The organism is Lysinibacillus sp. FSL K6-0075 (assembly GCF_038592945.1).
Lineage (GTDB): Bacteria > Bacillota > Bacilli > Bacillales_A > Planococcaceae > Lysinibacillus > Lysinibacillus fusiformis_F.
This window is the reverse complement of record NZ_CP151947.1, coordinates 3,815,085-3,831,050: the sequence shown is the minus strand read 5'-3', so window position 1 is coordinate 3,831,050 and position 15,966 is coordinate 3,815,085. Positions and strand designations below refer to the sequence as shown.

Annotated in this window: 8 protein-coding genes, 10 tRNA genes and 3 rRNA genes; 19 read left to right on the top strand and 2 right to left on the bottom strand. The window is 42.4% G+C overall.

What is annotated here, in order from left to right:
- Positions 1 to 83 precede the first annotated feature (83 nt).
- The 5 genes from pruA to MHB65_RS18990 all read left to right on the top strand — a co-directional run bounded on the left by pruA (position 84) and on the right by MHB65_RS18990 (position 7,029).
- Positions 84 to 1,628 carry an L-glutamate gamma-semialdehyde dehydrogenase gene (pruA, locus tag MHB65_RS19010; RefSeq protein ID WP_069480049.1) on the top strand — a complete coding sequence of 515 codons (1,545 nt, stop codon included), beginning with the start codon at positions 84 to 86 and terminating at the stop codon, positions 1,626 to 1,628.
- A 250-nt stretch (positions 1,629 to 1,878) separates the two neighbouring features.
- Positions 1,879 to 3,072 carry an ornithine--oxo-acid transaminase gene (locus tag MHB65_RS19005; RefSeq protein ID WP_205445172.1) on the top strand — a complete coding sequence of 398 codons (1,194 nt, stop codon included), beginning with the start codon at positions 1,879 to 1,881 and terminating at the stop codon, positions 3,070 to 3,072.
- 83 nt (positions 3,073 to 3,155) lie between these two features.
- A complete protein-coding gene (locus tag MHB65_RS19000; protein ID WP_004233781.1) occupies positions 3,156 to 4,400 on the top strand; it encodes a Glu/Leu/Phe/Val dehydrogenase in 1,245 nt (414 codons plus the stop codon).
- A 370-nt stretch (positions 4,401 to 4,770) separates the two neighbouring features.
- Positions 4,771 to 5,934 (top strand): iron-containing alcohol dehydrogenase, encoded by a 1,164-nt coding sequence (locus MHB65_RS18995; RefSeq protein ID WP_342441356.1) that lies wholly within the window; start codon positions 4,771 to 4,773, stop codon positions 5,932 to 5,934.
- Between the two features lie 357 nt (positions 5,935 to 6,291).
- The gene (locus MHB65_RS18990; protein WP_205445169.1) at positions 6,292 to 7,029 is read left to right on the top strand and encodes a hypothetical protein; all 738 of its coding nucleotides are present in this window, start codon (positions 6,292 to 6,294) and stop codon (positions 7,027 to 7,029) included.
- Between the two features lie 53 nt (positions 7,030 to 7,082).
- Here the strand turns inward: MHB65_RS18990 and MHB65_RS18985 are convergent, their stop codons facing one another.
- Positions 7,083 to 8,066 carry a cation diffusion facilitator family transporter gene (locus MHB65_RS18985; RefSeq protein ID WP_342441355.1) on the bottom strand — a complete coding sequence of 328 codons (984 nt, stop codon included), beginning with the start codon at positions 8,064 to 8,066 and terminating at the stop codon, positions 7,083 to 7,085.
- Positions 8,067 to 8,080: 14 nt separating this feature from the next.
- Positions 8,081 to 8,803: an MgtC/SapB family protein gene (locus tag MHB65_RS18980; RefSeq protein WP_205445165.1), complete on the bottom strand. Its 723-nt coding sequence runs from the start codon at positions 8,801 to 8,803 to the stop codon at positions 8,081 to 8,083.
- 132 nt (positions 8,804 to 8,935) lie between these two features.
- Here MHB65_RS18980 and MHB65_RS18975 point away from each other — a divergent pair, with 132 nt between their 5' ends.
- From MHB65_RS18975 to MHB65_RS18910, 14 genes are all read left to right on the top strand, one after another.
- The gene (locus tag MHB65_RS18975) at positions 8,936 to 9,835 is read left to right on the top strand and encodes a DMT family transporter (RefSeq protein WP_205445163.1); all 900 of its coding nucleotides are present in this window, start codon (positions 8,936 to 8,938) and stop codon (positions 9,833 to 9,835) included.
- A gap of 271 nt (positions 9,836 to 10,106) precedes the next feature.
- A 16S ribosomal RNA gene (locus MHB65_RS18970) occupies positions 10,107 to 11,658 on the top strand.
- A 181-nt stretch (positions 11,659 to 11,839) separates the two neighbouring features.
- Positions 11,840 to 14,767, top strand: a 23S ribosomal RNA gene (locus tag MHB65_RS18965).
- Positions 14,768 to 14,927: 160 nt separating this feature from the next.
- Positions 14,928 to 15,043, top strand: a 5S ribosomal RNA gene (gene rrf, locus MHB65_RS18960).
- The 16S, 23S and 5S rRNA genes sit together here with 10 tRNA genes alongside, the layout of an rRNA operon.
- 10 nt (positions 15,044 to 15,053) lie before the next feature.
- Positions 15,054 to 15,129, top strand: a tRNA-Val gene (locus MHB65_RS18955).
- A gap of 3 nt (positions 15,130 to 15,132) precedes the next feature.
- Positions 15,133 to 15,208: transfer RNA gene (locus MHB65_RS18950), tRNA-Thr, on the top strand.
- A 7-nt stretch (positions 15,209 to 15,215) separates the two neighbouring features.
- Positions 15,216 to 15,291 (top strand) — tRNA-Lys (locus tag MHB65_RS18945).
- Between the two features lie 18 nt (positions 15,292 to 15,309).
- Positions 15,310 to 15,394: transfer RNA gene (locus MHB65_RS18940), tRNA-Leu, on the top strand.
- 36 nt (positions 15,395 to 15,430) lie between these two features.
- Positions 15,431 to 15,505, top strand: a tRNA-Gly gene (locus tag MHB65_RS18935).
- A 5-nt stretch (positions 15,506 to 15,510) separates the two neighbouring features.
- A tRNA-Leu gene (locus MHB65_RS18930) sits at positions 15,511 to 15,599 on the top strand.
- An 8-nt stretch (positions 15,600 to 15,607) separates the two neighbouring features.
- Positions 15,608 to 15,684 (top strand) — tRNA-Arg (locus MHB65_RS18925).
- 9 nt (positions 15,685 to 15,693) lie between these two features.
- Positions 15,694 to 15,770, top strand: a tRNA-Pro gene (locus tag MHB65_RS18920).
- A gap of 16 nt (positions 15,771 to 15,786) precedes the next feature.
- Positions 15,787 to 15,862, top strand: a tRNA-Ala gene (locus MHB65_RS18915).
- A gap of 28 nt (positions 15,863 to 15,890) precedes the next feature.
- Positions 15,891 to 15,964, top strand: a tRNA-Met gene (locus MHB65_RS18910).
- Positions 15,965 to 15,966: the final 2 nt, after the last annotated feature.

The window sequence follows — 15,966 nt, the reverse complement described above, 5'->3', positions numbered from 1 at the left end:
GTGTAAGGATATTTTATACGCAAAGATATTTTGCGTCAATGTTTTTTGCATACCCAAATACATTTCACAAGGGAGGATTAAGTATGATTCCATACAAACACGAACCATTCACAGATTTTTCACAAGAGGCAAACTACAATGCTTATGTAGAGGCTTTAAATAAAGTTGAAGGTTACTTAGGTCAAGACTACCCACTAATTATTGGTGGCGAGCGCATTACAACGGAAGATAAAATCGTTTCGTACAATCCTGCAAAGAAAACAGAAGTCATTGGTCGCGTTTCGAAAGCAAGCAAAGATTTAGCTGAAAAAGCAATGCAAGCGGCAGATGAAACATTTAAAACTTGGAAAAAAGTTGATCCAGCGATTCGTGCAGACGTTTTATTCAAAGCAGCAGCGATCATCCGTCGTCGTAAACATGAATTCTCTGCTTTATTAACAAAAGAAGCTGGGAAACCATGGGCAGAGGCAGATGCAGATACAGCGGAAGCAATCGACTTCTTGGAATACTATGGTCGCCAAATGCTACGCATTAAAAACGGTCAACCAGTAGAAAGCCGTCCAGGTGAGTACAACCGTTATGACTATATTCCACTAGGAATTGGTATCGTCATTTCTCCTTGGAACTTCCCATTTGCAATCATGGCTGGTACAACAGTAGCTGCTTTAGTAACAGGGAACACAGTTTTATTAAAACCAGCTTCAACAACTCCAGTTGTAGCGTATAAATTTATCGAAGTATTAGAAGAAGCAGGTCTTCCAGCAGGAGCTGTTAACTTTGTACCAGGTTCTGGTGCTGAAGTGGGCGACTATTTAGTTGATCATCCAAAAACTCGTTTCATCAGCTTCACAGGTTCACGTGATGTTGGCTTACGTATTAACCAACGTGCATCTGTGTTAAATGACGGTCAAATTTGGATTAAACGCGTTATCGCTGAAATGGGCGGTAAAGATACAATCGTAGTCGATAAAGAAGCAGATTTAGAATTAGCTGCACAATCGATCGTGAAATCAGCATTTGGCTTCTCTGGTCAAAAATGTTCAGCATGTTCTCGTGCTGTTATCGTAGAAGATGTGTATGACCAAGTGGTGAACCGTGTAGAAGAGTTAACAAACGCTTTAACAGTGGGAGATCCAACTGATTTCAGCAACTTTATGGCAACGGTTATTGACCAAGCGGCATTCAATAAAATTACGGAATACATCGAAATCGGTAAAGGCGAAGGTCGTCTAGTAGCTGGTGGTACAGCGGATGATTCAGTCGGTTACTTCGTACAACCAACTGTCTTCGCGGACGTAGAGCCTTCTGCACGTATTATGAAAGAAGAAATCTTCGGACCAGTCGTAGCGATCGCAAAAGCAAAAGATTTCGACCACGCGATTGAAATTGCAAACGATACAGAATACGGTTTAACAGGCGCTGTTATCACAACTAACCGTGTGAACCTAGAAAAAGCGCGTGAAGAATTCCATGTAGGAAACCTTTACTTCAACCGTGGCTGTACAGGTGCAATCGTTGGTTACCAACCATTCGGTGGCTTCAACATGTCAGGTACAGATTCAAAAGCAGGTGGCCCAGACTACCTACAACTGCATATGCAAGCAAAAACAACTTCAGAAATGCTTTAATTTTCACATTGACGTGAGGGCTGTTCAAAGTAAGTAGAAATTGAGGCATTTTGAATGAATTTGTGACACTTCTCTAGGTAACGCTACCCTGGCTATAACCGTAGACATCCATGACGTAGTTTACCTTGGAGAAGTTAGCAAATTTATCGTTTGAATTGTTGTTAAATTCTTAATCATTCTACTTATAGTGATACATAGTCCCTTTCTATTAAAAGTTTTTCATCATGATTTAGTAAGGAGAGAATAGGATATGACAAAAACTCAACAAGTTATTGAACAAACACAAAATTTTGGTGCAGCAAACTATCATCCACTGCCAATCGTTATTTCAGAGGCTGAGGGTGCTTGGGTTAAAGATCCAGAAGGCAACAAATATTTAGATATGTTATCAGCTTATTCAGCTGTTAACCAAGGACACCGTCACCCAAAAATTATCGCTGCTTTAAAAGAGCAAGCTGATAAAGTAACATTAACTTCACGTGCTTTCTACAGTGAAAACCTTGGAGAATGGTATGAGCTAGTAGGGAAATTAACAAATAAAGAAATGGTATTACCAATGAATACTGGTGCTGAAGCAGTAGAAACTGCGTTTAAAGCAGCTCGCCGTTGGGCATACGATGTAAAAGGCGTAGAAGAGGGTAAGGCTGAAGTTATTGCATGTAATGGTAACTTCCATGGTCGTACAATGCTAGCTGTATCTCTATCTTCTGATGAAGAATACCGTCGTGGTTTTGGTCCAATGCTACCAAACGTTAAATTAGTAGATTACGGTAATCTTGAAGCTTTAAAAGCTGCTATTACACCAAACACTGCTGCATTTTTAATTGAACCAATTCAAGGCGAAGCTGGTATCGTAATTCCAACAGAAGGCTTCTTAAAAGCAGCTCGTGAACTTTGCCGTGAAAACAATGTACTATTCATTGCTGACGAAATTCAAGCTGGTTTAGCACGTACAGGTAAAATGTTTGCTTGTGATTGGGAAGAAGTAGAACCAGATATGTATATCTTAGGTAAAGCACTAGGTGGCGGCGTATTCCCAATTTCTTGTGTGGCTGCAAACCGTAGCATTTTAGGTGTATTCAACCCAGGTTCACATGGTTCAACTTTCGGAGGTAATCCTTTAGCTTGTGCAGTTTCAATTGCATCTATTAAAGTTTTATTAGATGAAAAATTAGCAGAGCGTTCACACGAACTTGGTGAATACTTCAAAGGTAAATTAAAAGAAATTAACAACCCTGTTATTAAGGATGTACGTGGTCGCGGTTTATTTATCGGTATGGAGCTAACAGAAGCAGCTCGTCCATACTGTGAAAAACTTAAAGAATTAGGTCTATTATGTAAAGAAACACATGATACAGTAATTCGTTTTGCCCCACCACTTGTTATTTCTCAAGAGGATTTAGATTGGTCAATTGAACAAATTGAAAAAGTATTTAAACTTTAACAAAATGTTCACATTTTAATTCGGAAGTATGTTACAATGATGCCGATAACTATCATTAAAAAAAACAAAGAGGCGATTTAATAATGTCTGAAAACTTAAATCTTTTCACATCAACTCAAGATGTCATTCAAGATGCTCTAAATAAACTTGGCTATGATGAAGCAATGTATGAATTACTAAAGGAACCGCTTCGCATGCTACAAGTACGCATTCCAGTGAAAATGGATGATGGTACAACAAAAGTATTTACAGGTTACCGCGCACAACATAATGATGCTGTAGGACCAACTAAAGGTGGGGTTCGTTTCCACCCGCAAGTGTCTGAGGAGGAAGTTAAAGCGCTTTCAATGTGGATGACATTGAAATGTGGTATTGTCGATCTACCTTACGGTGGTGGTAAAGGCGGTGTCATTTGTGATCCTCGTCAAATGTCTATGGGCGAAATTGAACGCTTAAGCCGTGGTTATGTACGTGCAGTAAGTCAAATCGTGGGGCCAACAAAAGATATTCCTGCGCCAGACGTATTTACAAATGCACAAATTATGGCATGGATGATGGATGAATACAGCCGCATGGATGAATTCAACTCCCCAGGCTTCATCACTGGGAAGCCACTAGTACTTGGTGGTTCTCAAGGTCGTGACCGTGCGACTGCACAAGGTGTTACAATCGTAATCGAAGAAGCAGCTAAAAAACGTGGTATTGATATTAAAGGTGCTCGTGTTGTTATTCAAGGATTTGGTAACGCAGGTAGCTTCCTTGCGAAATTCATGCATGACTTAGGTGCAAAAGTAATCGGTATTTCAGATGCTTATGGTGCCCTTCATGATCCTGAAGGTTTAGATATCGACTATTTATTAGATCGTCGTGATAGCTTCGGAACAGTAACTACTTTATTTGAAAACACAATTTCAAACAAAGAATTATTAGAGCTTGATTGTGACATTTTAGTGCCAGCTGCTATTGAAAATCAAATTACAGCTGACAATGCACACAATGTTAAAGCAAATATCGTAGTAGAAGCAGCAAACGGTCCTACAACTGCTGAAGCAACTAAAATCTTAACAGAGCGTGGCATTTTACTTGTACCAGACGTATTAGCCTCTGCTGGTGGTGTGACAGTTTCTTACTTCGAATGGGTACAAAATAACCAAGGTTATTATTGGACAGAAGAAGAAGTGGAAGAACGTCTATACAAAAAAATGGTTGAAGCATTTGACAATGTTTATACAACAGCTACAACACGTAACATCAACATGCGCTTAGCGGCTTACATGGTAGGTGTTCGCCGTACTGCAGAAGCTTCACGCTTCCGTGGATGGGTTTAAGTAATCAAAAGATAAGATAATGAGTCATTCCTAAATTAATGGGATGACTCATTTTTTTCATTTTTATTCGATTGAATAAGGTGATCTAGGCGCTGTTCTAGTAGCATCTTTTTTTCTTTCCTTATTTTTTGGATTTTGAAAAATCTTAGCAGAAAAAAGCCCAAAATAATGGTTACAGCAGCAATTATAATAATAAGCATGTGCAAAATTTCCTTTTATTTTATGTATTAAATAGTACTATACAACTATTATCTGAACAAAATCTGAACAGTTTGATAAAACCTTTAGAAATAGCAAAGTGTTGCAGCGTTTAATCTTTGCTTTCTCTAGCGCAATTATGAGAAAATCCAACTAGAAAGGGGCGAATTAGATGGATTCATTTACTTTTTTTAACCCAGTGAAACTACATTTTGGTGAGGACGCACTGGAAAAATTACCGAAAGAATTAGAGCAATTTGGGAACAAGGTTTTAGTTGTATATGGTGGCGGAAGCATTAAAGCGAATGGTGTATACAATGCTGTTATAGAGAAATTACAACAGGCGGATAAAACGATTTTTGAATTAAGCGGTGTAGAGCCAAATCCACGAGTAGAAACAGCTAGACGTGGTATTGAACTATGTAAAACAGAAGGAATTGACTTAGTTCTGGCTGTTGGTGGTGGTTCAGTAATCGATTGTTCTAAATTAATCGTTGCTGGTGCAAAATATGATGGCGATGCTTGGGATATCGTGACACGTAAAGTGTTAGTAGAACAGGCCTTACCACTAGGAACAGTGTTAACACTTGCTGCTACAGGGTCTGAAATGAATGCTGGATCGGTGATTACAAATGCTGCTACAGAAGAAAAACTAAGTTGGGGTAGCCCAGCAGCCTTCCCAAAATTTTCAATACTAAATCCAGCATATACAGTGACTGTACCTAAAAACCACACTGTCTATGGAATTGTTGATATGATGTCACATGTATTTGAGCAATATTTCCATAACACAACGAATACCCCAATTACAGACGAAATGTGTGAAGGTGTATTGCGAACGGTTATTACGACAGCTCCAAAATTAGTAGAGGACCTAGAAAATACGCAGTTACGTGAAACCATTCTATTAGCAGGGACAATTGGTTTAAATGGATTCTTATCCATTGGTTCTCGCGGGGATTGGGCATCCCATAATATTGAACATGCTGTATCGGCTGTATATGATATTCCACATGCGGGTGGTTTAGCAATTCTTCAACCACATTGGATGCGTCTAAGTGTACCAGTAAATCCTGCGCGTTTTGCAGGTATAGCAACACGTGTATTTGGAGTCGATGCAACTGGTAAGACAGTTGAAGAGGTTGCTTACGAGGGAATTGATTGTTTATCTGCATTTTGGACATCATTAGGAGCGCCTAATCGTTTAGCTGATTACGATATTGATGATTCGAAATTCCAACAGATTATTGATCATGCTATGCAAAATGGACCTTTTGGAAACTTTAATAAATTGCAAGAGCAAGATGTAAGAACTATTTTACAAAATTCTCTTTAAACATAAAGTATGAGGCTATGTTGATAGCCTCATACTTTTTTATTGCAAGGTTAAGAAAAATTAACGATAAATGTTGAATTTTGTCGTAGAAGTTTCTTTAGTCCTGCAATATAATAAAATAGATAGATAATAAAAGGGTTAAAAATATATTTTTCTTTGTTTTAAGTGAGAAAAGTCACGTTTTTTATTGAGTCATTCAACCTATATTGTCGGTTGTTTTACTATAAGGCGATTTTTGAATGATAGAAATGAACAGTTTTTTGTCGTAATCACTCAACTAATATGTCGATGTTCAGAAGTTGTTCAGTCACCTTTATTAAAATAATTACAATATTAAACAAAGAGGAGAGGGATCAAATGTTGAAACAATTGCTAGAGGACCGTATTGTTACATTAAGTTGTGTAGAAATGCCATTTCAGCAGCATGTATATAAAATGCAGAATTGTGTAGAAGTATTGGGAATTGAAGCGAAATCATTGCAGATTGAAAATGATAAAATAATCACTGGATACATTGTAGATCAAAGTATATTTTTTAAAAGCTTACGTTTTGGGCAAACGAATATTATTTTTTCGGATGGTGTAAATAAAGCAATTGTACAATTATTTGTTCGTCCTTCTGGAGAAATTGTTGTAGAAGTTAAGCCGTATTTGGGGGGTGCTGAAATTGTTCCTGTTTATTATCGAACGATTTTAGCAGATACAGCTATTGCAATTGATTTAAAAGGTGCTTTAAAACATTATTTGGTAGCCCATCAATTCATGAATATAGAAGATTCAATTGCTGAAGTACATTATCAATCCATGCATCCGAATGTATTAAAGGATTCTTTTGCAGGGAATTTCGTGTTGGGTTGTCATGTGGATGGCAGAAACATTCTAAATGCCGAAGAATATGCGTTAGCCAACCGTCAAGCTTCTCTACAATTTTCAAAAATCGTTATTCAACAGAATGGTAAAAGAAAAACGATTGCTTGTAACAAATTACTTACGTTTATGATTACAAACCATGTCTTTGTAGGTTATGAGGATATTCCTAATTATCTAAATGAAGTAAAAATTAATGACGGACGAGATTATTTAAAACTAGTATAATAAATAGCCAACTGCCTGGAATACGGCAATTGGCTATTTATCTTTATAAAGTATTAAATGGAGTTATTTGGCTTTTCACCAACATGTATCCAGCTTGTTTTACCATCATCTTCGTCGAATAATATAGCTACTTTCGATACCCCTTTTTGGCTTAAGATGACTTCTGTTAAATGATCTCGAACATCGTCTAAAAAAGCTAGCGATAAAAGGGGATCAGCTTCAGCTACTAGTTCTACATGTAAAAACTCCCCTTCTTTAACCACTTCAAGGCGCACAATATCTTTAATGTTCGGATCATCCATTACAAGGTGAGCGATATGGTTTAACATTTCCTCATCTGTCTCACCAATGACGCCACGTGCATTATCGAGGAACACTTTACCAACTACATAAAACATCATGGCTCCGATTATCATCGAAACTAGTCCTTCTATTCGACCCCAACCTGTAAAATAAGCAATTAAAATAGCTGCAAAGGCTAAGAAGTTACCCGCAGTAGCAACTAAATCTTCCATAAAAACTAATTTTGTTGCCGGTTTTGCTCGATTTAAATAAGAGAATGCTTTTGGAATCGCTGTGATACCTGCCTTTTCTTGACCTGCTTCATGTAGTACCTCTGCAGCCGCTTTAGCTAGCACGGTTCCTTCTAAAACAATCCCTATGAATAGTACTCCTAGGGCAATCAGTATCCCACTAGACTCACCAGCAGGATGAATAAAATGATGCCAACCTTCTTTTATTGTTTCATAAGAAAGTATAGCTACAATAATAACAGCAAAGAGGCATACTAAGTTGACAATACGGCCAAAGCCACTGGGAAATTGTTTTGTAGGTGCCTTTTTAGAAAGAGCTGAGCCTATATACACAAATAATTGGTTAGCTGCATCCCCTAGAGAGTGCATCATTTCTGCAAACATGGCAACATTACCTGTAAAGAAAAAGGCGATCCCTTTAATAATCCCTAAAAAGGCATTTACACATGCAGCCATTAGAGAGGGTTTATTGCCGTCTTTTAGTAGTTTTAATAGTTCTGCCATAAAAAATCCTCCAACTAGTTTAAAATTTCCATTTCGATTTTTTCTATATAAGATAGTGCTCGTAATGAACGATAAAATGACAACAAATTATCAGAGACAATTAAGGATAGACGTAAATCTAATTCATGTAAAACACTATCATTTTTTAAAGGTACATCTTTGATGCGTATGTTTTCGATGATAATGTTGTTGTCCTTTAAAAATAATAGAAATGATTCTGTATGATTGTCATCATCAATTTGAACTTTTAATAAAATTTCTCGCATACGAATTCGCTTTGGCCCGATTTTCATAAGGAAAGGCGAGAGTACTTCAATACCAAAAACAATGATCACAACAGCTAATGTTGCATCCATGTAAAATCCCGCACCAACTGCAATACCGATACCAGCGGCTCCCCAAATCATGGCAGCAGTTGTTAAACCCGTAATACTGTCATTACCGCGTCTTAGAATGACTCCTGCACCAAGAAAGCCAATTCCGCTAACAATTTGTGCAGCTAAACGAAGAGGGTCCATCGTAATATTGATATCTTCTCTAGCAGGGGTTGAGTAGGCTGTCTCAATGGAGATGATCGTTAATAAGCAACTGAAAGTAGCAATAACTAAACTTGTTTTTAATCCCACTGGTTTTTTCTTTAATTCCCTTTCGATACCGATTACTAAACTTAATGTGGCTGCAATAACTAATTTTATGCCAACTTCATATGTAATCATATTTTCCAATAGTGTTTCCATACACAACCCTCCATTGATATTTCGTATTGCTAAGAGATATGCAAACTGTCATTATTATATGTGCATCACTTTTTTGTATTGTACAACATGAAGTGAGGACATATAAGTATTTTTTCAGGGAGGTGGGGTTTTATGGAGCAGCCTAAAATTCATCCATACATCCCGATAGTTATTGGTGTAATTTCAGTATCTATGTCAGCTATTTTTGTGAAACTAGCATCGGCGGAAGCGGGCATTATCGCATTTTATCGCATGTTATTTTCTGTTTTAATAATGGCACCATTGTTTTTGAGAGGATATACAAAGGAGTTAACTACTTTAAATAGACGTGATTGGCTATTTTCTTCAGTTGCGGGGATTTTTTTAGCATTTCATTTTATATTATGGTTTGAATCACTCAACTATACTTCAGTAGCAAGTTCTACAGTTTTAGTAACACTACAACCCTTGTTTGCATTTGTGGGAACATACTTTTTCTTTAAAGAGAAAATAACGATGAAAACAATCGTTGCAGGATCAATTGCCATAATAGGAAGTGTTTTAATTAGTTGGGGTGATTTTAAAGTAAGTGGAACAGCCTTTTATGGAGATATACTAGCACTCATTGCTTGTGCCCTAGCGACAGCATATTTTCTATTAGGACAGGATGTACGAAAGAGATTATCTTTAGTGACCTATACAATGGTTGTATATGTTGTGAGTACCATTACTTTATTTATATATGTATTGGTTAAAGGGGAATCTTTTGGTCCATACTCTTCGATGGATTGGTTATGGTTTATTTTATTAGCATTAATACCAAACTTACTTGGTCATACTTTGTTTAATTGGTCTATTAAATATGTTAGTACGAATGTTGTTTCAATTGCTATATTATTCGAGCCTGTAGGAGCCGCTCTTTTAGCCTTGTTGATATTTAAAGAGTATTTAATCATGACACAAATCATCGGTGGATTGATTGTATTAGCAGGAATTCTATTGTTTGTAATAGATATTAAAAAGATTTTTAATTTTTTTACGAAAAATGCTTGATTTTTAAAATGCTATATTATATATTATTACTTGTCCTTAACAAGAAGGAACGCTTGAAAAGAAAGTTTTAAAAAAGTTGTTGACTTCTTGTTGTGAATGAGATATGATAATAAAGTCGCTGAAAACGACTTGAAAAAATGAACCTTGAAAACTGAACAAGCAAAACGTAATCAATAAAGTTTTAAGTAGCTAGCTTCGGCGAGTGAACGAAACAAAAATTTTGGACATCAAAATTGATGCCAGCAAAACAATTTGAGCTAATCAAATTTCTTTTATGGAGAGTTTGATCCTGGCTCAGGACGAACGCTGGCGGCGTGCCTAATACATGCAAGTCGAGCGAACAGAGAAGGAGCTTGCTCCTTCGACGTTAGCGGCGGACGGGTGAGTAACACGTGGGCAACCTACCCTATAGTTTGGGATAACTCCGGGAAACCGGGGCTAATACCGAATAATTTGTTTCACCTCATGGTGAAACACTGAAAGACGGTTTCGGCTGTCGCTATAGGATGGGCCCGCGGCGCATTAGCTAGTTGGTGAGGTAACGGCTCACCAAGGCGACGATGCGTAGCCGACCTGAGAGGGTGATCGGCCACACTGGGACTGAGACACGGCCCAGACTCCTACGGGAGGCAGCAGTAGGGAATCTTCCACAATGGGCGAAAGCCTGATGGAGCAACGCCGCGTGAGTGAAGAAGGATTTCGGTTCGTAAAACTCTGTTGTAAGGGAAGAACAAGTACAGTAGTAACTGGCTGTACCTTGACGGTACCTTATTAGAAAGCCACGGCTAACTACGTGCCAGCAGCCGCGGTAATACGTAGGTGGCAAGCGTTGTCCGGAATTATTGGGCGTAAAGCGCGCGCAGGTGGTTTCTTAAGTCTGATGTGAAAGCCCACGGCTCAACCGTGGAGGGTCATTGGAAACTGGGAGACTTGAGTGCAGAAGAGGATAGTGGAATTCCAAGTGTAGCGGTGAAATGCGTAGAGATTTGGAGGAACACCAGTGGCGAAGGCGACTATCTGGTCTGTAACTGACACTGAGGCGCGAAAGCGTGGGGAGCAAACAGGATTAGATACCCTGGTAGTCCACGCCGTAAACGATGAGTGCTAAGTGTTAGGGGGTTTCCGCCCCTTAGTGCTGCAGCTAACGCATTAAGCACTCCGCCTGGGGAGTACGGTCGCAAGACTGAAACTCAAAGGAATTGACGGGGGCCCGCACAAGCGGTGGAGCATGTGGTTTAATTCGAAGCAACGCGAAGAACCTTACCAGGTCTTGACATCCCGTTGACCACTGTAGAGATATAGTTTCCCCTTCGGGGGCAACGGTGACAGGTGGTGCATGGTTGTCGTCAGCTCGTGTCGTGAGATGTTGGGTTAAGTCCCGCAACGAGCGCAACCCTTGATCTTAGTTGCCATCATTTAGTTGGGCACTCTAAGGTGACTGCCGGTGACAAACCGGAGGAAGGTGGGGATGACGTCAAATCATCATGCCCCTTATGACCTGGGCTACACACGTGCTACAATGGACGATACAAACGGTTGCCAACTCGCGAGAGGGAGCTAATCCGATAAAGTCGTTCTCAGTTCGGATTGTAGGCTGCAACTCGCCTACATGAAGCCGGAATCGCTAGTAATCGCGGATCAGCATGCCGCGGTGAATACGTTCCCGGGCCTTGTACACACCGCCCGTCACACCACGAGAGTTTGTAACACCCGAAGTCGGTGAGGTAACCTTTTGGAGCCAGCCGCCGAAGGTGGGATAGATGATTGGGGTGAAGTCGTAACAAGGTAGCCGTATCGGAAGGTGCGGCTGGATCACCTCCTTTCTAAGGATTATTTCGGAATACAAACCTTGGGTTTGTAAGATTACGTTTTGCGTTCAGTTTTGAAGGTTCATTCTTTTGAATGAAACACTTCAAAACTTGTTCTTTGAAAACTGGATAAAACGACATTGAAATTGTAACAAACACATTTATTTTTTTAAGTTTTTTATAGGCTTAATAACTTGGTTAAGTTATTAAGGGCGCACGGCGAATGCCTTGGCACTAGGAGCCGAAGAAGGACGGCACTAACACCGATATGCTTCGGGGAGCTGTAAGTGAGCTTTGATCCGGAGATTTCCGAATGGGGGAACCCACTACGTTTAATCGCGTAGTATCTTGACGTGAATACATAGCGTCTTGAAGGCAGACCCAGGGAACTGAAACATCTAAGTACCTGGAGGAAGAGAAAGAAAAATCGATTCCCTGAGTAGCGGCGAGCGAAACGGGAAGAGCCCAAACCAAGAGGCTTGCCTCTTGGGGTTGTAGGACACTCAATACGGAGTTACAAAAGAGCGAGTTAGATGAAGCGACTTGGAAAGGTCCGCCAGAGCAGGTAAAAGCCCTGTAGTCGAAAGTTCGTTCTCTCCTGAGTGGATCCTGAGTACGGCGGAACACGTGAAATTCCGTCGGAATCCGGGAGGACCATCTCCCAAGGCTAAATACTACCTAGTGACCGATAGTGAACCAGTACCGTGAGGGAAAGGTGAAAAGCACCCCGGAAGGGGAGTGAAAGAGATCCTGAAACCGTGTGCCTACAAGTAGTTAGAGCCCGTTAATGGGTGATAGCGTGCCTTTTGTAGAATGAACCGGCGAGTTACGATTACGTGCGAGGTTAAGCTTTAGAAGGCGGAGCCGCAGCGAAAGCGAGTCTGAATAGGGCGAAATAGTACGTGGTCGTAGACCCGAAACCAGGTGATCTACCCATGTCCAGGGTGAAGGTGAGGTAACACTTACTGGAGGCCCGAACCCACGCACGTTGAAAAGTGCGGGGATGAGGTGTGGGTAGCGGAGAAATTCCAATCGAACTTGGAGATAGCTGGTTCTCTCCGAAATAGCTTTAGGGCTAGCCTCGTGATGAGAATACTGGAGGTAGAGCACTGTTTGGACTAGGGGGCCATCCCGGTTTACCGAATTCAGACAAACTCCGAATGCCAGATATTTATACACGGGAGTCAGACTGCGAGTGATAAGATCCGTAGTCAAAAGGGAAACAGCCCAGACCACCAGCTAAGGTCCCAAAGTAATCGTTAAGTGGAAAAGGATGTGGCGTTGCACAGACAACCAGGATGTTGGCTTAGAAGCAGCCATCATTTAAAGAGTGCGTAATAGCTCACTGGTCGAGTGACGCTGCGCCGAAAATGTATCGGGGCTAAACGATTCACCGAAGCTGTGGATTGACATCTACGATGTCAGTGGTAGGAGAGCGTTCTAAGTGCGTTGAAGTCAGACCGGAAGGACTGGTGGAGCGCTTAGAAGTGAGAATGCCGGTATGAGTAGCGAAAGACGGGTGAGAATCCCGTCCACCGTATGACTAAGGTTTCCTGAGGAAGGCTCGTCCGCTCAGGGTTAGTCGGGACCTAAGCCGAGGCCGATAGGCGTAGGCGATGGACAACAGGTTGATATTCCTGTACCACCTCCTCACCGTTTGAGAAATGGGGGGACGCAGTAGGATAGGGTAAGCGCGCTGTTGGATATGCGCGTCCAAGCAGTAAGGCGTGTGTGTAGGCAAATCCGCACACTGTAACGTTGAGCTGTGATGGCGAGTCCGTATGGACGAAGTTCCTGATTTCACACTGCCAAGAAAAGCCTCTATCGAGGTGAGAGGTGCCCGTACCGCAAACCGACACAGGTAGTCGAGGAGAGAATCCTAAGGTGTGCGAGAGAACTCTCGTTAAGGAACTCGGCAAAATGACCCCGTAACTTCGGGAGAAGGGGTGCTCTTGAGCGTGCAAGCGCATGAGAGCCGCAGTGAATAGGCCCAGGCGACTGTTTAGCAAAAACACAGGTCTCTGCAAAACCGTAAGGTGACGTATAGGGGCTGACGCCTGCCCGGTGCTGGAAGGTTAAGAGGAGTGGTTAGCGCAAGCGAAGCTGCGAATTGAAGCCCCAGTAAACGGCGGCCGTAACTATAACGGTCCTAAGGTAGCGAAATTCCTTGTCGGGTAAGTTCCGACCCGCACGAAAGGCGTAACGATCTGGGCACTGTCTCAACGAGAGACTCGGTGAAATTATAGTACCTGTGAAGATGCAGGTTACCCGCGACAGGACGGAAAGACCCCGTGGAGCTTTACTGTAGCCTGATATTGAATTTTGGTACAACTTGTACAGGATAGGTAGGAGCCAGAGATCTCGGAGCGCCAGCTTCGAAGGAGGCGTCGGTGGGATACTACCCTGGTTGTATTGAAATTCTAACCCATGCCCCTTAGCGGGGCAGGAGACAGTGTCAGGCGGACAGTTTGACTGGGGCGGTCGCCTCCTAAAAGGTAACGGAGGCGCCCAAAGGTTCCCTCAGAATGGTTGGAAATCATTCGTAGAGTGTAAAGGCACAAGGGAGCTTGACTGCGAGACCTACAAGTCGAGCAGGGTCGAAAGACGGGCTTAGTGATCCGGTGGTTCCGCATGGAAGGGCCATCGCTCAACGGATAAAAGCTACCCCGGGGATAACAGGCTTATCTCCCCCAAGAGTCCACATCGACGGGGAGGTTTGGCACCTCGATGTCGGCTCATCGCATCCTGGGGCTGTAGTCGGTCCCAAGGGTTGGGCTGTTCGCCCATTAAAGCGGTACGCGAGCTGGGTTCAGAACGTCGTGAGACAGTTCGGTCCCTATCCGTCGTGGGCGTAGGAAATTTGAGAGGAGCTGTCCTTAGTACGAGAGGACCGGGATGGACACACCGCTGGTGTACCAGTTGTCTTGCCAAAGGCATCGCTGGGTAGCTATGTGTGGACGGGATAAGTGCTGAAAGCATCTAAGCATGAAGCCCCCCTCAAGATGAGATTTCCCATTACGCAAGTAAGTAAGATCCCTCAAAGACGATGAGGTAGATAGGTTCGAGGTGGAAGTGTGGTGACACATGGAGCTGACGAATACTAATCGATCGAGGACTTAACCAAAACGTTTGAACCATTCAATGTATCGTTTATCCAGTTTTGAAAGAACAACACTTTCAACAAGTTTTTAAGATACTATGTATTTTGAAGCTTTTAAAAGGAACTTCTGCTAAGAACGCAACATCCGTGTTGCAACGCAGAAGCCAGCACATCCATGTGCAAGTCTAGTGATGATGGCAAAGAGGTCACACCCGTTCCCATACCGAACACGGAAGTTAAGCTCTTTAGCGCCGATGGTAGTTGGGGGCTTCCCCCTGTGAGAGTAGGACGTCGCTAGGCATAGTACCCAGGAGGATTAGCTCAGCTGGGAGAGCATCTGCCTTACAAGCAGAGGGTCGGCGGTTCGAGCCCGTCATCCTCCACCATATGCCGGTTTAGCTCAGCAGGTAGAGCAACTGACTTGTAATCAGTAGGTCGTGGGTTCGATTCCTATAGCCGGCACCATTTTTTCGAGCCATTAGCTCAGTTGGTAGAGCATCTGACTTTTAATCAGAGGGTCGAAGGTTCGAGTCCTTCATGGCTCACCATTTTTGAAATAATAATAAGCGGGTGTGGCGGAATTGGCAGACGCACTAGACTTAGGATCTAGCGCCGCAAGGCGTGGGGGTTCGACTCCCTTCACCCGCACCATTATTTTCATTGCCAGATAAAAAAACTTATGCACATGCGGAAGTAGTTCAGTGGTAGAACACCACCTTGCCAAGGTGGGGGTCGCGAGTTCGAACCTCGTCTTCCGCTCCAAATGTGCCGGGGTGGCGGAACTGGCAGACGCACAGGACTTAAAATCCTGCGGTAGGTGACTACCGTACCGGTTCGATTCCGGTCCTCGGCACCATCTTAAATGCGCCCGTAGCTCAATTGGATAGAGCGTCTGACTACGGATCAGAAGGTTATGGGTTCGACTCCTGTCGGGCGCGCCAAAAGAACAACGGGAAGTAGCTCAGCTTGGTAGAGCACTTGGTTTGGGACCAAGGGGTCGCAGGTTCGAATCCTGTCTTCCCGACCATTTCCTAAAAATTTATGGGGCCTTAGCTCAGCTGGGAGAGCGCCTGCCTTGCACGCAGGAGGTCAGCGGTTCGATCCCGCTAGGCTCCACCATAAGTAAATTAACCAGTATAAAGATCCTGGCGGCGTAGCTCAGCTGGCTAGAGCGTACGGTTCATACCCGTAAGGTCGGGGGTTCGATCCCCTCTGCCGCCATC

Excerpts from the sequence above, each read along its gene's own strand:
- pruA (WP_069480049.1), top strand. The coding sequence starts at position 84 with ATGATTCCATACAAACACGAACCATTCACAGATTTTTCACAAGAGGCA.
- MHB65_RS19005 (WP_205445172.1), top strand. The coding sequence starts at position 1,879 with ATGACAAAAACTCAACAAGTTATTGAACAAACACAAAATTTTGGTGCA.
- MHB65_RS18990 (WP_205445169.1), top strand. The coding sequence starts at position 6,292 with ATGTTGAAACAATTGCTAGAGGACCGTATTGTTACATTAAGTTGTGTA.
- MHB65_RS18980 (WP_205445165.1), bottom strand. The coding sequence starts at position 8,803 with ATGGAAACACTATTGGAAAATATGATTACATATGAAGTTGGCATAAAA.
- MHB65_RS18985 (WP_342441355.1), bottom strand. The coding sequence starts at position 8,066 with ATGGCAGAACTATTAAAACTACTAAAAGACGGCAATAAACCCTCTCTA.
- MHB65_RS19000 (WP_004233781.1), top strand. The coding sequence starts at position 3,156 with ATGTCTGAAAACTTAAATCTTTTCACATCAACTCAAGATGTCATTCAA.
- MHB65_RS18995 (WP_342441356.1), top strand. The coding sequence starts at position 4,771 with ATGGATTCATTTACTTTTTTTAACCCAGTGAAACTACATTTTGGTGAG.
- MHB65_RS18975 (WP_205445163.1), top strand. The coding sequence starts at position 8,936 with ATGGAGCAGCCTAAAATTCATCCATACATCCCGATAGTTATTGGTGTA.